This window comes from Pantoea ananatis PA13 (genome assembly GCF_000233595.1).
In the GTDB taxonomy this organism is placed as follows: Bacteria; Pseudomonadota; Gammaproteobacteria; order Enterobacterales; family Enterobacteriaceae; genus Pantoea; species Pantoea ananatis.
Window position 1 is genome coordinate 38,547 of record NC_017554.1, and the last position, 18,964, is coordinate 57,510.

Below are 18,964 nucleotides of genomic sequence, written 5' to 3' on the forward strand. Positions count from 1 at the left end.
ATTTCCATGCATACCGAAGCTGAGCATTTACTCACAGGTTAATCCTCTGAATTAAGATAAGAAATAATTTTTTATTTCAATCACCATAGCCATGCTAAAAATACACTTATTTTAAGACATTTGATAATGTGTAAATTCAACAAAAAAAACCTCTCTATAGATAAGTTCAAACGCCAGAAACCTATCATTAGAGGAGAATCAATAGATCTCTCCCCACATCTGTTTAACCCCCGTTTATCTTTTATTATGTCATGGTGCCAACGATGATAACCGCTATCGTCAACAATCGTAATGAGACCAATGACTCTCAAAGCAGATTTTAGTGAGTAATCACTTAATAAAGTCGCTTACATTCGCCGACTTAATCAAGTCAATAAGGATAACATGACCTGGTGTAATCTGGTGCTTATGGCGACAGTCGTTACTGCACATTTACGTGCGCTGCGCCTATGAGGAGGACCGATGAGGAATGCATATATTAAACAATTGGGTATAGATCTTTTCCAGGCAACGGAAGCTTGTGAAGTTTATTTTCAAATCAATGAAGTAAAACTGAGATTACCGCAAATTAATTTACCAAAGAAAACTGCATTTCATGAGTAAATCTACAACCGGGCGCCTAATAAGATTCGCGGTCTTAGGGAAAAACGCCGACAATTAATCAGCGTATTTCTCTTTAGCCAGACCAGGATAGAATTGTAACACTCACACCCTTAACTCTTCATTCTGGACGTGAAATAACGAGCTAGTACAGATATTTTATCATGACTTACCTCATTTAGGCGGTATTAAATTCTACGAAGCTTCATAATTTTTTCACTTGTTTAATCAGATAATTCTATTTTATTCTGGAACTGATTTTCAGGGTTTTTTAATAAAAAAACAGGGTGATAAAAATGATAAAGAGTGTTTTTGCAGTGATGATGGCAGGGGTTGCAGTAGGTGTTCAGGCCGAAGAAACGTCATTTACACCTAATCTCTCCGCTGAGAGTCTTAGTGTATCTGCCTCAACAGGTATGCTGGGTGGAAAAGCTGGGGAGCTTGTTTACGACCCCGATACGGGTCGTAAAATCAGTCAACTGGACTGGAAGATCAAAAATGTGGCTATTTTGAAGGGCGACATTTCCTGGGATGCATACTCGTTCCTGACGCTTAATGCACGGGGATGGACTTCGCTTGCCACTGGTTCGGGTCGTCTGGACGATTACGACTGGCAAGACAGTAATCAAGGGAACTGGACCGATCATTCTTCACATCCTTATACGCGCATGAATCATGCTAATGAGTATGACCTCAATCTGAAAGGGTGGTTCCTACAGGGAGATAACTATCGAGTAGGCGCCGTAGCTGGCTATCAGGAGACCCGTTTCAGTTGGACTGCTATTGGCGGCTCATTTGATTACAACAATGGTACTCTGGTCGGTGATTTTCCACGCGATCAAACTGGCATCGGTTACAGTCAGCGCTTTTCAATGCCGTATGTAGGACTGACTGGGCGCTACAGAATAAATAACTTTGAATTCGGTACTCTGCTTAAATTCAGCGACTGGGTTAACGCCCATGATAATGACGAACATTATGTTCGCCAGTTAACGTTCCGTGAAAAAACATCAAGTTCGCGTTACTACGGTGCCTCCATTGACGCAGGTTATTACGTTACGCCGAATGCCAAAGTGTTTGCTGAATTTACCTACAGTAAATACGAAGAAGGCAAAGGGAGCACACAAATTTTTGATAACGTCAGCGGCCAGTCAGGGACTATTGACGGCGATGCGGCAGGTATTGCTAACCATAACTACACTGTGACAGCAGGCTTGCAGTATCGGTTCTGATCATGTTCGGACATTCACAGGCGAAGCGCTGTTTCGCCTGATTTTACCCTGTTCAGCTCCGGCCTTTATCAATTGCGAACTTCTTGTCCCATCCACCATTAAACAAACATCGGTTCAAAACTCACCGGAAAATTCAGTGAATTTGCGATAAAACAGGCTTCGTGGGCGTGATGATGCAGTGCTTCGGCTCGGGCTACATCATCTTTATAACGCAGCGCCACTCTGGGTTTTAGCGTAATGCGGGTAAAATGGCCACGATCCCCTTCGACCATGGTGCCTTCAGCTGAATCCTCATAAGCGTCAATAATAATGCCGGCATCGGCGCAAAGATGCAGATACCACAGCTTATGGCAGGCCGATACTGACGCCAGCAAGAGCTCCTCTGGATTCCAGCGCGCGGCATCACCACGAAATGCCGGATCGGCACTAAGTGCGACCGTGGCTTTACCTTCACCGGACAGTTCGCCGTTTCGGTCATACGCCGTGTAAGACTGCGTCCCGGCGCCGCGATTACCCGTCCAGCGCACGTTGACCTGATAATGATGCTCCCGTGTTGCCATTCGAGGCTCCTGTGAAAAGTGGTTATCGCTATTTGCGTTTATGGGCAACGGCCAGCATCGTGCGGCCCAGTTGGCGTTCGGCCTGGGCATAGTCGCGCTGTGCGACGACAACGAACAGCGCGTCCAGGATATTTAACTGCGCGATGCGCGCAGCCGCGTTTTCACCGGTCAGAGGCGAGCCCTGGGCGGTCGAGCAGATAACGGTATCGGCAAGGTTAGCCAGTGGTGAACCAATGGAATTCGTAATGGCAATGACCGGGACGCCTTGCAGCTGCGCGGCCTTCACCGCTTCGATAATGTCTTTAGTGCGGCCGGAATGTGAAATGGCGACAACCACATCCTGTTCGTTCAGTAACGCAGCCGACATCAACATCATATGCGGATCGTCGTAGGCGGCCGACCGCGTGCCGATGCGCAAAAACTTATGCACCGCATCCCGCGCGATTTGCGCCGAGCCGCCGAAGCCGTAGAAGTCTCGCTGGCGGGCGTTTGCCAGCAGCTCTGCGGCTTTTTCAAAGGCCGCCATATCCAGGATAGCCAGTGTTTCTTCAATAGCCTGAACAGAGGTGCGAAAGACCTTACTGACGATCTCACGCGTGGTATCGCTGGGAGAAAGCTCCTGATGCATTTCGGTGATGGGCAGGCGGTTATACAGGGCTGCTTTTATGCGTAACTCTTTGAAACCCTTGAAACCCAGCTTCTTTGCTGTCTTCACCACCATCGCCTCTGACATTTCGCAACGGCTGGCAATGGCTTTGATAGAGACATTCTCATCAAAATCGCTTGATAACACGGCGTGAACCAACCGGGCCTCAAGAGAAGTTAATGAGGCGATCATTAGTCGTAACCGGGGACCTATAGCACTGACATCATCAGCTCGATTACTCATGACATACCTTGTTGGATGATTATTTTTTAAATCTATCATGTCATGAGGTCCGATCGCCACGTCGCCCCATGGTCGGCATGGCGATGCATCAACAGGGTTTACAAAACTTACGCCTTTCGTGTGACAGCAGGCGCTTTATTGCGGAGCTTCCGCCGCTCAGAGAGCCACTCTTTAAGCACAACACCGCCCGATGCCACTATCAAAATCGCGCCCCACAACGCGAGCGTGATGAACTGGCTAAGATCGAGCAGAATCGAGGCGGTAGACACCAACTGCAGAATCAGCAGCGACAGAATCACGCCGCTGACCCGGCCAAATCCACCCAGCGGATCGACCCCGCCCAGTACCGCAGCCAGAATAGCGACCAGCAGGTAGCTTTCACCGTAGGCCGCATTCGCCGAATCGAAACGCGCCATCATGATAATGCCCGCGATACCGGCAAATAAGCCCGAGATCAGATAAACCCATACCAGGCTTTTGCGCGTGTTAATGCCGGAATAATGGGCCGCTCTTTCATTGGAGCCGATCATGGCAATCGATTTGCCCAGTGGGGTTTTATTGACGAAAATGCTTAACGGAATAATCGCCAGTGCAAAAATGATGAGTGCAAAAGGGATGCCAAACACCGTACCGTTGCCGATAAACACAATCGGCGCCGGAAAGCCGGAAATCACATCGCCATGGCTGAATCCGATGGCAATGCCCTTCACCGCCGTCATCGTGCCCAGCGTCGCCAGCATCGGCGGCACGCGCAGGTAGGCCACCAGCACGCCATTCAGCAAACCCACCAGCGCTGACAACACAAGGCCCAGCAGCAGTGCGCCAATTTGTAGCAGATCCCCTGATGCTCCCTGCATTTCAGGCATGAAGGTGGTCAAGGTGTAGGCGACCGTTAACGCGCACAAGTTGGCGGTGGCGATGATCGAAAGATCGATACCGCCGGAAAGCATAGGAATCATCATGGCGAGTGCAAGAAATCCCAGTTCCGGCAGCTGGAAGCCCATCGATCGCAAACCTGCCGCCGCAAACAGTTTGTCGCCTTCAAGCAGCCCAAGACCGATCACCATAACTATCAGAATAAACAGCAGCCGGACGTTGGTGGTTCCCAGCCGTTTTTCCACCTGCTCCAACACGTTGCCAGTCTGCTTCATGATATTGCTCCTTCATCGACGAGCTTGTTCTGTTTGCGGGTTTCTCTGGCCATCATGATCATAGCGGCGATGATCACCAGGCCGGTGCTGAACAACGACCAGTAAGATGAAACACCCAGCAGGATCAGGCCATTCTGCATCACTGCAATCAGCACCACGCCCAGTACGGTGCCCAGAACGGTTCCCTTACCGCCGGTCAGGCTGGCACCGCCGATGACCACCGCCGCTACCACGTCCAGTTCCCTGCCAACCAGTGCCGTCGGGGAAACCGACTGGGCAAGTTGTGCCTGAACCAGCGACGCCAGACCGGCCAGCGCCCCCATGTAGCCATAAACCAGCATATTCAGTTTGAACACGTTGAAGCCTACGCGTTGCGCGGCATCCGGGTTGCCACCGGTGGCATAGATTTGTCGGCCGGTGTTACTTCGGTTGAGCAGCAGCCACGTCAACACAAACGCCAGAACCAGAGCGATAATCTGGAAATTCAGCGCATAGGTAGCCCCTTGCGCATCGGTATAGAACACCAGTTCAAACCCGGCGTTAAACCAGTCCGGCAGCATGAAAATGTCCTGGCCGCTGGTCACCGTCAGCAGAATGCCGAAGAAAACGTTTAGCGTTGCAATGGTGATAATCAGCGCGGAGGTCCGCAGCACGTTAACCAGCACGCCATTGATAAAACCCAGTACGATGCCCAGGCCGATAGCTACGGCAAAAATGCCCACCCAGCCCAGCCCCATATTGTTCGCTAAGGTCAGGGCGACATACTGGGTAATGGAGGCAGTGGCCGCAAAAGAGAGATCGATGCCGCCGGTAATAATCACCACCAGCAGGCCCGCAGCCATGATGCCAATAAAGGCTGTTGCGCCTGAAACGTCCAGGAGGTTTTGTAAGGTTGCGAACTCCGTGGTGAATACGGTCAGGAACACAATCATCAGGGTCATTACCGCCAGCAGGCGGCATTCGTGGGTGTGAATAAAACGCGGGAGGAAATCACGCATTTACTGCCTCCTTTAATTCTTCTTCGCTGCAGCGGCCAGGGAAGTATTCCCCATTAAGCCTGCCGCCGCGCATCACTAACACCCGATCGCTGTGATAATAAATCTCGGGAATCTCATCGGAAATCATGATGATGGCGATACCGCTGGCGGCGAGTTTCCGCACGATGGCGTAAATACCGTCTTTGGCATGAATATCGACGCCCACGGTGGGGCTGTCCAGGATCAGCAGTTTGGGTTGCGTCGCCAGCCATTTTGCCAGCACCACCCGCTGCTGGTTGCCGCCTGACAGGGTTTTGACTTTGTTGTCGGGATTACCGGCTTTGATAGACAGGGAGGCAATCGCGTCGTTGACCGTTTGCTCATACAGGTCGTCACGAATGAGTCCGGCTTTGTTCACCAGCTTCTCCACTACAGAAAGCGTAATGTTAGCGCTAATGGACTGCTCCAGTACCAGGCCCAGTCCCAGACGATCTTCTGACAGATAGGCAATGCCGTGTTCAATAGCATCGCGGTTAGATCGCATTTGTACGGCATGACCGTGGAGTTTTATTTCGCCCTGATGTGGGCGCGTCAGACCAAACAGGCTCAGCGCTAATTCGGTGCGTCCCGACCCCAACAGGCCGGTGAGACCGAGAATTTCGCCACGCCGGATATCAAACGAAATATCCCGATACTCACCTTTACGGGACAAGTTGCTGACTTCGAGCACCGTTTCGGTTTGCGGTCTGTCTTTGGCAACGGATTCATAATGGAACTCTTTACCCGTCATCAGCGTGGCCAGTTTACGGTCTGACATCTCGCGGGCATCAAAGGTGCCCAGCTTCACGCCATCGCGCATCACGGTCACGCGATCGGCAATTTCCAGCACTTCATCCAGACGATGGCTGACAAAAACAATCGTGATGCCGCGCTGTTTAAGCTGCAGGGTGAGCTTCAGTAAGGCGTCCACTTCATGGCGCGTCAGGGAGGAGGTAGGTTCATCCATAATCACCAGCCGGGCATTCGCCGCCATCGCCCGGCAAATTGCCACCAGCTGACGCTGAGCAATAGAGATATCAGCCACTTTGTCATTCAGGTCGAGCGAAACGCCAATGCGCGCAACCGCTTCGGCCGCTATCTCATAAATCTTTTTCCAGTTAACCCGTTTAAAGCGGCCGGTATGCTGACCGATGGCAATGTTCTCCGCCACGGTTAAATTAGGGAACAGAGACAGGTCCTGATAGATCACCTGCACGCCCAGACGGGTGCTTTCTACTGGCGTTAGCGGCGAAACCTCATTTCCGCTAATCGTAATACGGCCACCCGGCTCGGGCTGATGTACGCCAGACATCACTTTGATCAACGTCGACTTACCGCAGCCATTCTGTCCGCACAGACAATGTACCTCGCCCTCTTCAAGCGTGAGGCTGACATCTGAAAGTGCATGCACGCCGCCGAATATTTTCGATATGCCATCGAGTTGTAAAAATGCAGGCATAGCACTATCCCTTACCTAATCAGAATACGGGGAACTGGCCGGGTTCTGTTGAACCTGGCCAGCATCAGCATTGATGGTGAGAATTACAGACCGAGTTTGACGAGATCGTTAACGTTGGCTTTGGTGATCTGAAGGATGCGGTCCACCATGATCACCTTGTTTTCGTTATCCACAGTGGCTTCCCCCAAACCCGGAATGGTCATGCCGGTTTTGAATTCCGCATTATCCAGCGCGAGGCGGGCCACATCCGTCATGGCCAGCCCGGCTTCTTTCGGACTCCAAAGGAAACCTTCACGAATCACACCAGACATAATGTATGCCCGCGCCTGGGAGGGAATAGTGGTCCCCACCAGGGCGATTTTTTTCTCCAGATGACGTTTTTTCAGCACGTTACCTGCACCGATCGGACCGTTCGAGCCCATCGACATAATGCCCGTCACGTTCGGATGTGCTTTCAGAATATCCTGCGTAACCCGTTCGGATTCATCGATAAAGTCCGCGCCAGGAAAGCGGTCGGCGGCCAGTTTCATATTCGGGTAGTGCTCTTTTTGGTAGGCGATAGCGGCATCGGCCCACTGATTGTGACCCGTGGTCGTCAATGTGCCGACCAGCACGACATATTCCCCTTTTTCACCCATCTCGCGCGCCAGGGCTTTCATCTGTGCTTCGCCGTAAGCTTTCGCGCTCATGAGCTCCACATCCCAGGTTTTGCCTTCCTGGTTTGGACCTTCCTGAGTGATCACCATGATGCCCGCATCACGCGCACGCTTCACGACCTGCGCGGTGACTTTGGTATCCAGCGGAACCAAACCAATCACATCAACTTTTTTGGCAATCAAATCTTCAATCAGCTTCACCTGCTGCGCAGGATCGGCTCGCGTAGGTCCCACCATTGAGGTTTTAAGATTGTTTTTTTCGCCGCCCTCTTTTAATCCCTGATTAAGGATATTGAACCAGGGCACACCGGCTTCTTTCACCACGGTCACCATGGTTTTGGTTTCGGAGGCCAGTGCGGACATGGGAAAGGCTAAACTTACTGAGACGGATAACAGCGTAGAGATGCTTAACAGTTTAATTATATTGCGGCGATTCATTTTGCTACCCCTGGTTATCATTAACATGATGAAATCTTCTCTTGTCAGAAATTGATATAAAGCGTCAGCTGCCATCAATGACGACAGCGAATAAATAATCAACCCTGAAAAGTGGGTATTCATAGTAATAAAAAGAGAAAATAAACCGTTCTACCGGTTAAGGGTTTTTCCCATTTTCCAAAACAAACCGCATAATTGTCCTGGCACACTCAAGAATTTACTTAAATGAAAAATAAAGTAAATTACCTACCACCAATAAAGATTCCTTCTTTGATAAAGCTCACACATTTCATTAACAAAATCGCGGCAGCGATCAAACTGAATCGTGGATCTGAGCTTCTTCATGCTGGCTTTCCTGCGCGTTAAGGTAACCGAGCGTGATGCTGAAGCAGGCCCGTTCCCCTCCGGCCAGTGACCGCACATTCCCGGCACGCTTTTCTGCCAGATAACCTTCAACGCCGCAGGTCGCCGGCATCGCGAAGGCGCACACCTTCTGCATGTTATTCGCCAGAATCCAGCGCGTCAGAAACGGAAAGTGTTCCGGGTTATAGTTCACCGTAAAGGCATCACCTTCCGGCCGCCTGAGCATGACATGGACCTGACCATCCTCGGCTTTACGCAGATTTTTGATGTAGAAAACCAGTTCAGGATCGGGCTGCAACTCAGCGTTAAGCACTTCTGTGCTGGCGGGATCGTGCCTGAGCTGCTCAAGCCTTGCCAGATAGGCATCATTCGCTTTCACGATGGCCGGTACTGACGAACGGATCACCGTGTCGGCCGCCGTAAAGGCCGCAGGCTGAATGATGCGAGCGCCTTCGACATAGGCAAAGTTAGCATGGCACATGTACATCAGATCCATGGGATTGCGCGACAGGTTCTCTACCTCCATGCACACTTCAAAGGTCGCGCTGTCCGGACGGATAACCACCCGCGGCTGGGCCAGATAATGGTCACCAAATCCCATCAGGTATTCACGCTCACTCACCAGCGCCAGCCACGGCCCCTGCGCATCCTCGCCCGTTTCAATACGTGCCCGCTGCATAGGTGCAACAGGCATTTCACCGTGCAGAGCGTGCGTGTCTTCCGCTGTGGGGTTACCGTTGCGCAGCAGCCCTGAGTGATACATAAAGCAGCCGTAGGTGCCGACAATATCGCTGGCAGGACGTGGCTCGGTAAAACGGCTTTGCATTGTCAGGTCAACGCCATCAAACATGGCCTGCCAGATCATCTGACCAAAATAAGGAAGCACCACCAGATGACCGCGGGCATTTTTCAGCCGCACGGCTTCGATTCCTGATTCATAGGTAAATAACGTCGCGCTGCACCCCGCTGCCTTGACGATCTCTACGGGTTGGGTACGGAAAAATGCTTTCTGGAGCTGGAAGGTGGTCGGTAACAGTGTGTGTTGCATAACTGGCCTCAAAATTTACTGATTATTGTTTTTTAGTAAACAAATTCATCTTGTGATCGCGCACAGTTTATTTCAATGGGAGATTTTCTATTTTCGGAATGTCAGCCGTTGGAGAAGCCTTCCTGCGCCGTTGAAAACAGAGGGAAAATGAATAAGGGTCGTAATGAATCTTAATACTATAATATTGAGATATTTATCACAGATTATTTTTATTATTGGCAGATGCCAATAATAAGGGGAGAGGGGTTATTAATCTCTGCCCTTATTATTTTAATAAGGGCAGTCTCCTGTGCGATTGGAAAGGTGCTGAGAGGTCGGTTTTCAGAATCTGATGTTGTAGCGAACAACATCATCAACCTGGGCTAGCTTGTCGTAGAGTTTACGTGCGGGGTTATTTTCATTTGTCACCCAGTACACCTTTGCCCAGCCCGCCTCACGGGCTTCATCGCAGACCCGCGTGATGAGCGCTTTTCCCGCTCCCACGCCACGCGCATTTTCTTCAACGAAGAGATCTTCCAGATAGCATACGGGCTGTGTAAACCATGTGCCTTCATGTATCACGCAGACCACGAAGCCCGTCACCTTGCCATCAAATTCGGCCAGCCAACACATTAACGCTGATTCGGGCGACTGTATTCTCTGCCAGGTAGATAACGTGACGGCATCGTCCAGGTTCTGTCCGTAAAAATGCAGATAACCTTTCCAGAGGGTTAGCCAGGCAGAGTAATCCTCTGGTATGGCTTTGCGGACCTTGAGCATTGGAAATTCCTTTTGGTTAAAACAACAACTAAGCGATGACAATGCGGGTGAGCTTTACCCGACTCTTGCAGGCACATTGGTGCACTATCAGTAATGATAACGACAGGTGCGATCAGCAGGGCATCTTCACTAAGAGCATCGTCAAGCCGATGCGCAGAAGTGAGACGGTGTGACCAAAAAACTAAGACGATATTTTCGCGCTGGCGGTTTTCCTGTCCTTTTGAAAGGGAGTCAGCTGGCACCCTTGGTGAGCGTTTTTTTACTGTGCCTTTGTCCGTTTCTTGCCATCCAGCTTCAGCAGAATACGCGAGTGTTGCTCGTGAAAAGGTCGAATGATGCGGTTAACCTTATTGCCTCATGCAGCGATCCAGGCAAGCGTTTAGCATCTACATCACCTCACCATTCTCCTGCCGGTACTCCTTCGGCGTGGTGGCATAGCTTTTTTTAAACACGGAGTAGAAATACTGGAGCGACGGGTAGCCGCACATCTGGGAGATCTCATTGATGCTCAGCGACGAGCCCGCCAGCAGCTCCCTAGCCTTCTCCAGCTTCTCACGGTGGATCATGGCATGAATCGTGTCGCCGGTTTCATCCCGGAAACGCTTCTCCAGGTTTGAGCGCGACATGCCAATCGCATCCAGCACCTGCTCTACCTTAATGCCCTTGCAGGCGTTGAAGCGGATAAAGTGCATCGCCTGGATCACGGCGGGATCGTGCAGTGAGCGAAAGTCCGTAGAGCGGCGGGCAATGACTTTTACCGGCGGTACTAAGATACGCTGCAGAGGCAGGGTTTGCTTATCCAGCAGGCGATGCAGCAGTTTGGCGGCCTGGTAACCCATCTGGCGCGAGCCCTGAACCACGGAGGACAGCGCTACCCGCGACAGGTAACGCGTCAGCTCTTCGTTATCAATACCAATCACGCACAGCTTCTCCGGCACCGGAATCTTCAGGTATTCGCAGGCCTGCAGCAGATGACGCGCGCGGGCGTCGGTGACGGCAATAATGCCGGTATGGGGAGGAAGCGTTTGCAGCCAGTCGGCCAGGCGGTTTTGTGCATGCTGCCAGTTCTCAGAGGCAGTCTCCATGCCCTGATAGACGACGCCCATGTAACGTTCGCGCATCACCATTTTACGAAACGCCAGTTCGCGCTCCTGCGCCCAGCGTTTGCCGCTGGAAGCCGGTAAACCGTAAAAGGCGAAACGGTTGATGCCGCGCGCTTTCAGGTGCAGAAAGGCACTTTCCACCAGCGCACTGTTGTCGGTGGCGATGTAGTGTACTGGCGGATAATCCTCTTCACGGTGATAAGAGCCGCCTACGCCGACAATCGGCACTGCCACGTCCGCCAGCGAACGCTCAATGGCACTGTCGTCATAATCTGCGATGACGCCGTCGCCCAGCCATTCATGGATATTCTCAATGCGGCAGCGGAAGTCCTCCTCAATGAAAATATCCCAGTTGGTCTGCGAAGCCTGTAAATACTCGCCAACGCCTTCTACCACCTGACGATCGTAAACCTTGTTGGCGTTAAACAGCAGGGTAATGCGGTATCGTTTTTCATGCATAGTGGCACATCCCTTTAACTCCCAGCGCATTGCATAGCACAGCCGGATGCACCACAGAAATGGTTTGCGCCACAGTGTGATCGTTCACACGATTACAGGCGGCGGCGCGTTGCAGTGTCCATCCACACGGCCAGCAGCAAAATCGCACCTTTAACGATGTACTGCCAGAAGGTCGGCACATCCATCATACTCATGCCGTTGTCCAGCGAGGCCATAATAAACGCGCCCATCACCGCGCCCGCGACGGAACCGACTCCGCCGGCCAGGCTGGTACCACCAATAACGCAGGCCGCGATCGCATCCAGCTCGGCGATATTCCCGGCGGAAGGCGAACCGGCCCCCAAGCGCGAACTGAGGATTAGCCCGGCAATCGCCACCATCAGGCCGTTGATGGCAAATACCGCCAGCTTGGTGCGCGCCACGTTAATGCCGGAGAGCCGCGCGGCATCAATGTTGCCGCCAATAGCATAGATACGCCGCCCGAAGGCGGTGCGGGTGGCCATAAACATCCCCACCAGCATGAGCAATGCCAGCAGCAGGACCGGTGTCGGTACGCCGCGATAATCATTCAGCAGCCAGATCGCACCCAGTACCAGAACGGCGGTAATGGCCTGCCGCGCTACGGTGCCGGTGGCGGCTGGCTGAGCCAGACCCAGTTGCTGACGGCGCAGCCGCAGCCGCCACTGCCACAGAATAAACAGCGCCAGGCCCGCAAAGCCAAAGCCAAAACCGATACCGCCGGGCAGATAGCTTTGACCGATCTGCGACATCGCCGGGCTTGTCGGTGCCACGGTAGTGCCATCGGTGATGCCCACCAGAATGCCGCGAAACGCCAGCATACCGGCCAGGGTAACGATAAATGAAGGGACCTTGCGATAAGCTATCCACCAACCGTTCCAGGTGCCGAGCAACAGCCCCAGCACCAGCGTGACCACGATAGTCAGCGGCAGCGGCCAGCCCAGCCAGACATCGAAGATTGCCGCCGCGCCGCCCAGCAGGCCCATCATGGATCCAACAGACAGATCGATCTCGGCGGAAATAATCACAAACACCATGCCCACGGCCAAAATGCCGGTGATCGCCGTCTGGCGCAGCAGGTTAGAGACGTTGCGCGGACTGAGCCAGGCGCCGTCGGTGGTCCAGGTAAAGAACAGGGCAATCAAGACAATCGCCCCCAGCATCACCAGCACCTGCAGGTTACGCAGGCCGAGCTTGCTGGATACGTGCTTGTTAGCCGGTGCCGCTACGGCAGGTTTACTCTCGCTGTTAAGCATAATGTTCACTCCGCAGGGCGGCTTCCATCACCTGCTCCTGAGTCAGATTGTCGTTAATCAGATCGGCTTTGATTTGCCCTTCATGCATAACCAGAATGCGATCGCTCAGGCCCAGCACTTCAGGCAGCTCAGACGAAATCACAATCACCGAGATGCCCTGCTTTACCAGGGCGTTGATCAGCACATAGATCTCCTGGCGCGCCCCAACATCAATGCCGCGCGTCGGCTCGTCCAGAATCAGGATTTTCGGGTTGAGCAGCAGGCACTTCGCCAGAATCGCTTTTTGCTGATTACCGCCGCTGAGGCGACCAATCGGCAGCTCAGGCGAAGAGGTTTTCACCCGCAGTCGTGCAATGGCGGCGTTGATGGCGCGCAGCTCTTCGGCCTCATCAAGGGTGGAAAGCCGATGACTGAACTGGTCCAGCGCGGCCAGCGTGATGTTTTTGCCTACGCCCATCAGCGGCACGATGCCGTCTTTTTTACGATCTTCCGGCACCATGGCAATGCCGTGCGCGATGGCGTGCTGGCAGTCGCGAATCGTAACTTTTTGGCCATTGATCGCGATGTCGCCCTGCCAGCGTCCCGGCCAGACGCCAAACAGGCACTGCACGGTTTCGGTTCTGCCTGCACCGACTAATCCGGCGATGCCGAGAATTTCGCCCTTTCGCAGGGTGAAGGAGACGTTATTCACCCGCTTCACGTGACGGTTAACCGGATGCCAGGCTGTCAGGTTATCGACCTGCAATACCGTGTCGCCAATGTCGTGAGGCGAATGAGGATAAAGCGCCGTGAGTTCGCGTCCGACCATCATGGTGATGATGTCATCTTCGCTCAGGCCTGCCGCTGGCCGGGTGGCGATGTGCTGACCATCGCGGATGACACAGATCGTGTCCGAGATAGCCTTCACTTCATTGAGCTTGTGCGAGATGTACACGCAGGCAATGCCGTGTTCGCGCAGGTTCTGGATGATGCTGAGCAGCACTGTCGTCTCCTGCTCGGTCAGCGATGAGGTGGGTTCATCCAGGATCAGTAAGCGCACCTGTTTGTTAAGGGCACGGGCAATCTCCACCAGCTGTTGTTGCCCCAGGCCAAGCTCACCCACGCGCGTATCCGGCGAGACGTTGAGTTTGACGCGCTCCAGCAGCTTCTGGCAGCGCAGCGTCATGGTTTCATCATCTACCATGCCGAAGCGCCCCAGCTCTGCGCCGAGAAAGATGTTCTCCATCACCGTGAGCTGCCGCACCAGCGCCAGCTCCTGATGGATGATGACAATGCCTTTGCGTTCGGTATCGCGGATGGTTTGCGCCTGAATATCCTCCCCGGCAAAGCGAATCTGCCCGTCGAAATCCCCGTGCGGATAGAGCCCGCACAGGATTTTCATCAGCGTCGATTTGCCAGAGCCGTTTTCACCGCACAGCGACAGCACTTCACCGGCATCCAGCTGCAGGCTGACGTTATCCAGCGCCTTCACCGCGCCAAAGCGCTTGGTGATGTTCTTCATTTCCAGCAACATCGTTTACTCTCCTTCGCGTAGCGCGATTAGAGTTCGCTTTTCTTGTGGAAACCGTCTTTCACCACGGTGCTGTCGATGTTGTCTTTGTTGACCTCAATCGGTGTCAACAGGCGCGCTGGCACGTCTTTCAGGCCGTTATTGAGCGTGGCGTTGCTGGCTGGCGTCTGACCGTTGCCCAGCTCGATGGCAATCTTCGCGGCTTCGGTAGCCAGCTCTTTGATGGGTTTGTACACGGTCATGGTCTGGGTGCCGTTCATAATGCGTTTGATGGCAGCCAAATCCGCATCCTGCCCGGAAATGGCCACTTTACCGGCCAGCCCCTGAGCGCTTAGCGCCTGAATGGCACCGCCCGCAGTGGCATCGTTAGAGGCGACAACTGCGTCAATATTGTTTTTATTGGCGGTCAGGGCATTTTCCATAATTTTCAGCGCGTTTTCCGGCAGCCAGGCATCCACCCACTGGTCGCCAACAATTTTAATGCTGCCCTTATCGATGTAAGGTTTTAACACCTTCATTTGTCCTGCGCGGAACAGGCGGGCGTTATTATCTACAGGTGAGCCGCCCATCAGGAAGTAATTTCCTTTTGGTACCTTTTTCACCAGGCTTTCCGCCTGCATTTCACCCACTTTTTCATTATCAAAGGAAATATAAAAATCGATGTCGGCGTTATTTATCATGCGGTCATAGGCAAGCACTTTAATCCCTTCACGTTTGGCTTCTGCCACTACGTTACTCAATACCTGACCGTTGTAGGGAATGATAACCAGCACATCAACGCCACGGTTGATCATATTTTCAATTTGCGACATCTGAGTTTCTTCGTTGCCATTGGCTGACTGCACGAAGACTTTTGCGCCCTGCGCCTCAGCCTGTTTGACAAAGATGTCACGGTCTTTTTGCCAGCGCTCCAGGCGCAAATCGTCGATTGCCATGCCAATTTTGACTTCTTTTGCCAGACTGGCCTGGCTGAACAGGGCCAGCGCTGCAAGGGCAGCGAGTAATGCAGGTTTCATTTTCATCATGGTCATCCTGTAGGGTACGGTTATTGTCGTTGTAAGGCTATGAACCAGGCGGATGAATTGTTCACCTTATTTTCTGCTGCCAGCAATTACTGATTTTTATCCCGCTATTACGTTTTTTGGTTTATTTCTGTATTTATGAGCGCGATCGAAAATTTTACATTTTCAGACTCACCGATTGCGAGATAAGACCTGTCGGGCGTCATAAAGCCTTCATATTTTTTTGCGAGCAAGTGCACAATAAATAATTATCTTACCGGCTGTGTGAAATATCGTAATTGAGCGCGCTGAGAGCGGGTACGCACAATAACGCTTCTGGGTAACCCATTCGGGGCCGATGCTAAGGAGCAAACCATGCACGCTTATTTTGACCAGCTTGATCGCGTTCGCTACGAAGGAACAAAAACCACCAATCCTCTGGCGTTCCGCCACTACAATCCGGATGAAGTGATCATGGGTAAAACCATGGCCGAACATCTGCGCTTCGCCGCCTGTTACTGGCATACGTTCTGCTGGAACGGTGCCGATATGTTTGGCGCGGGCGCGTTTGATCGTCCGTGGCAGAAAGCGGGCGAGGCGCTGGATCTGGCCAAACTCAAAGCGGACGTGGCGTTCGAGTTTTTTCACAAGCTGAACGTGCCCTATTACTGCTTCCACGATGTTGACGTGTCACCGGAAGGGGATTCGCTGAAAAGCTATCGCGAAAACCTGGCCGTCATGACCGATAAACTGCTGGAAAAGCAGCTGGAAACCGGGCTTAAGCTGCTGTGGGGCACAGCGAACTGCTTCACCCATCCGCGTTATGGTGCAGGCGCTGCAACCAGTCCCGATCCGGAGGTGTTTTCCTGGGCAGCCAGCCAGGTATGCAGTGCCATGAAAGCCACCCAGACGCTGGGCGGCGAAAACTATGTGCTGTGGGGCGGTCGCGAAGGTTATGAAACCCTGCTAAATACCGACCTGCGCCAGGAGCGCGAGCAGATCGGCCGCTTTATGCAAATGGTGGTGGAGCACAAGCACAAAATCGGCTTCCAGGGCACGCTGCTGATCGAACCTAAGCCGCAGGAACCCACCAAGCATCAGTATGATTATGATGTCGCCACGGTTTATGGCTTCCTGAAGCAGTTTGGTCTGGAAAAAGAGATTAAGGTGAACGTCGAAGCGAACCATGCAACGCTGGCTGGCCACGCTTTCCATCATGAAATTGCAACGGCCATTGCCCTTGGCGTGTTTGGTTCGGTGGATGCTAACCGTGGTGATCCGCAGTGCGGCTGGGATACGGACCAGTTCCCGGTCAGCGTGGAAGAAAACGCATTGGTGATGTACGAAATCATCAAAGCAGGCGGTTTCACGACCGGCGGCCTAAACTTTGATGCCAAAGTGCGCCGTCAGAGCACCGATAAGTATGACCTGTTCTATGGTCACATTGGCGCGATGGATACCATGGCACTGGCGTTGAAAGTCGCGGCGCGCATGCTGTCTGACGGTGAGCTGGATAAACGCGTTGCGCAGCGCTACAGCGGCTGGAACGGTGAGTTCGGTCAGCAGATTTTGAAAGGCGAGTTCTCTCTGGACGCGCTGGCGGCCCATGCGCATCAGCAGCAGTTTAACCCGCAGCACAACAGTGGACGTCAGGAGCAGCTGGAAAACCTGGTGAATCACTATCTCTATGACTTTTAATCCGTAAGGAGCGCGACATGGTAATCGGGATCGATATCGGCACATCCGGCGTTAAGGTTGTGCTGCTGGATGAGCAAGGCGTGGTTGTTGCGGTGGAAACCTCACCCTTGACGGTTTCCCGCCCGCAGCCGTTGTGGAGCGAACAAGATCCCGAAAGCTGGTGGCTGGCGACAGACCGCGCGATACAGGCACTGGCCCAGCAGCACGATCTGAGTGGGGTAAAAGCGATTGGCCTGACCGGGCAGATGCACGGCGCTACGCTGCTTGACGCACAGCATCAGGTGCTGCGCCCGGCCATTCTCTGGAATGACGGACGCAGCGGCGATCAGTGCCGTGAGCTGGAACAGCGGGTGCCTGAATCGCGTCAGATCACCGGAAACCTGATGATGCCGGGCTTCACCGCGCCAAAGCTGCTGTGGCTGAAAGAGCATGAGCCTGACGTTTTTGCTCAGGTCGCAAAAGTGCTGTTGCCCAAAGATTACCTGCGCTGGCGACTGAGCGGCGAATTTGCCAGCGATATGTCAGATGCGGCGGGCACAATGTGGCTGGATGTGGAAAAGCGTGACTGGAGTGATGTGATGCTGGCGACCTGCGGGCTGGCGCGTCACCACATGCCTGCGCTGTTTGAAGGTAATCAGATTACCGGTGCGCTGTCAGCGGATATCGCACAGCGCTGGAAACTGCCTCAGGTGCCGCTGGTGGCAGGTGGGGGCGATAACGCTGCCGGCGCAGTGGGTGTCGGTATGACAGCGCCGGGGCAAGGCATGTTGTCGCTGGGAACGTCCGGCGTCTATTTTGTGGTCAGCGACGGCTATCTCAGTAATCCGCAACGTGCCGTTCATAGCTTTTGTCATGCCCTGCCACAGCGCTGGCATCTGATGTCCGTGATGCTCAGTGCTGCGTCCTGCCTTGACTGGGCGGCTGCGCTGACCGGCTGCGACGATGTTCCTCATTTATTGTCAGAGGCGGAGCGGGCAAAACAGGATGCGCCGCCGCTGTGGTTTTTGCCTTATCTGTCGGGGGAACGCACCCCGCATAATAATCCGCACGCCTGTGGCAGCTTCTTTGGCTTTACCCACCAGCACGGACGACCAGAGCTGGCGCAAGCCGTGCTGGAAGGCGTTGGTTTTGCACTGGCCGAAGGCATGGATGTGGTACACGAATGTGGTGTGACGCCCAGCAGTATCATGCTGATTGGCGGCGGCGCCCGTAGCGGCTACTGGCGCCAGATGCTGGCGGATATCAGCGGACAGACGCTGGATTACTGCGAAGGTGGCGATGTCGGACCCGCGCTGGGCGCAGCCCGTCTGGCGCAAATGGCGCTGGATGAGAATCTGACCGTGCCTGCCTTGAAGCAGGTGCAGCGCCACCAGCCGGACCCGGCGCGTCATGCGCACTATCAGCCGAGACGTGAGACGTTCAGCCGGCTGTATCAGCAGCTGCTGCCGTTGATGCAGTAGTAATCCAACCCGAGGGCAACAATGTTGCCCTTTTATCTGAGCGATGTCTCTCATCATGCTCACAACAATCTGCCACCGTGGCACTGTCGGGCTATCTTGCCCTCATCATTTCCTCAGGGTTCATAAAGGTTGCAGCGGCAGAACCTGACCCTGCGCGACCAACGATGCAAATCGCGCGATTCATGCGAAAAATTAGCCTGAAATTTGAAATGGTAGAGGTGCATCTGATACTGCCCTGGCTCACCACGTAAACCGTCTTCTTTGTGAGGCCGGTTTACATTAGTCAGG

15 protein-coding genes are annotated in these 18,964 nt (G+C 53.3%); 3 read left to right on the forward strand and 12 right to left on the reverse strand.

What is annotated here, in order from left to right; genetic code table 11:
- Nucleotides 1-896 precede the first annotated feature (896 nt).
- Complete coding sequence (locus tag PAGR_RS00185; RefSeq protein WP_014332947.1) at nt 897-1,832, forward strand: omptin family outer membrane protease; 936 nt, start codon at nt 897-899, stop codon at nt 1,830-1,832.
- A gap of 98 nt (nt 1,833-1,930) precedes the next feature.
- Here PAGR_RS00185 and PAGR_RS00190 read toward each other — a convergent pair whose 3' ends face one another.
- The 12 genes from PAGR_RS00190 to xylF all read right to left on the reverse strand — a co-directional run bounded on the left by PAGR_RS00190 (nt 1,931) and on the right by xylF (nt 15,539).
- Nucleotides 1,931-2,392 (reverse strand): OsmC family protein, encoded by a 462-nt coding sequence (locus PAGR_RS00190; protein ID WP_014604714.1) that lies wholly within the window; start codon nt 2,390-2,392, stop codon nt 1,931-1,933.
- 28 nt (nt 2,393-2,420) lie between these two features.
- The gene (locus PAGR_RS00195; protein ID WP_014604715.1) at nt 2,421-3,320 is read right to left on the reverse strand and encodes a MurR/RpiR family transcriptional regulator; all 900 of its coding nucleotides are present in this window, start codon (nt 3,318-3,320) and stop codon (nt 2,421-2,423) included.
- A 68-nt stretch (nt 3,321-3,388) separates the two neighbouring features.
- Entirely contained in the window at nt 3,389-4,432 is a 1,044-nt protein-coding gene (locus tag PAGR_RS00200) for an ABC transporter permease (protein ID WP_014594941.1), read from the reverse strand.
- Complete coding sequence (locus PAGR_RS00205; RefSeq protein WP_014332951.1) at nt 4,429-5,430, reverse strand: ABC transporter permease; 1,002 nt, start codon at nt 5,428-5,430, stop codon at nt 4,429-4,431. The genes PAGR_RS00200 and PAGR_RS00205 overlap by 4 nt, the downstream gene beginning before the upstream one ends.
- On the reverse strand, nt 5,423-6,907 hold the full coding sequence (locus PAGR_RS00210; protein ID WP_014604716.1) for a sugar ABC transporter ATP-binding protein: 1,485 nt from the start codon (nt 6,905-6,907) through the stop codon (nt 5,423-5,425). The genes PAGR_RS00205 and PAGR_RS00210 overlap by 8 nt, the downstream gene beginning before the upstream one ends.
- Nucleotides 6,908-6,990: 83 nt before the next feature.
- Nucleotides 6,991-8,001 (reverse strand): autoinducer 2 ABC transporter substrate-binding protein, encoded by a 1,011-nt coding sequence (locus tag PAGR_RS00215; protein WP_014332953.1) that lies wholly within the window; start codon nt 7,999-8,001, stop codon nt 6,991-6,993.
- A gap of 313 nt (nt 8,002-8,314) precedes the next feature.
- Nucleotides 8,315-9,412 carry an aldose 1-epimerase family protein gene (locus PAGR_RS00220; RefSeq protein ID WP_014604717.1) on the reverse strand — a complete coding sequence of 366 codons (1,098 nt, stop codon included), beginning with the start codon at nt 9,410-9,412 and terminating at the stop codon, nt 8,315-8,317.
- A 321-nt stretch (nt 9,413-9,733) separates the two neighbouring features.
- Nucleotides 9,734-10,171, reverse strand: a complete 438-nt coding sequence (locus PAGR_RS00225; RefSeq protein WP_014332955.1) for a GNAT family N-acetyltransferase — start codon at nt 10,169-10,171, stop codon at nt 9,734-9,736.
- Between the two features lie 386 nt (nt 10,172-10,557).
- The gene (xylR, locus tag PAGR_RS00230; RefSeq protein WP_014332956.1) at nt 10,558-11,733 is read right to left on the reverse strand and encodes a D-xylose utilization transcriptional activator XylR; all 1,176 of its coding nucleotides are present in this window, start codon (nt 11,731-11,733) and stop codon (nt 10,558-10,560) included.
- 92 nt (nt 11,734-11,825) lie between these two features.
- Nucleotides 11,826-13,007, reverse strand: a complete 1,182-nt coding sequence (gene xylH, locus PAGR_RS00235; RefSeq protein WP_014332957.1) for a xylose ABC transporter permease XylH — start codon at nt 13,005-13,007, stop codon at nt 11,826-11,828.
- The gene (locus PAGR_RS00240) at nt 13,000-14,520 is read right to left on the reverse strand and encodes a xylose ABC transporter ATP-binding protein (RefSeq protein ID WP_014604719.1); all 1,521 of its coding nucleotides are present in this window, start codon (nt 14,518-14,520) and stop codon (nt 13,000-13,002) included. Before PAGR_RS00240 ends, xylH begins: the two co-directional genes overlap by 8 nt.
- A gap of 26 nt (nt 14,521-14,546) precedes the next feature.
- A complete protein-coding gene (gene xylF, locus PAGR_RS00245; RefSeq protein ID WP_014604720.1) occupies nt 14,547-15,539 on the reverse strand; it encodes a D-xylose ABC transporter substrate-binding protein in 993 nt (330 codons plus the stop codon).
- A 354-nt stretch (nt 15,540-15,893) separates the two neighbouring features.
- Here xylF and xylA point away from each other — a divergent pair, with 354 nt between their 5' ends.
- Complete coding sequence (xylA, locus tag PAGR_RS00250) at nt 15,894-17,216, forward strand: xylose isomerase (RefSeq protein WP_014604721.1); 1,323 nt, start codon at nt 15,894-15,896, stop codon at nt 17,214-17,216.
- A gap of 17 nt (nt 17,217-17,233) precedes the next feature.
- Nucleotides 17,234-18,676, forward strand: a complete 1,443-nt coding sequence (gene xylB, locus PAGR_RS00255; RefSeq protein WP_014604722.1) for a xylulokinase — start codon at nt 17,234-17,236, stop codon at nt 18,674-18,676.
- The last annotated feature ends 288 nt before the right edge of the window (nt 18,677-18,964 follow it).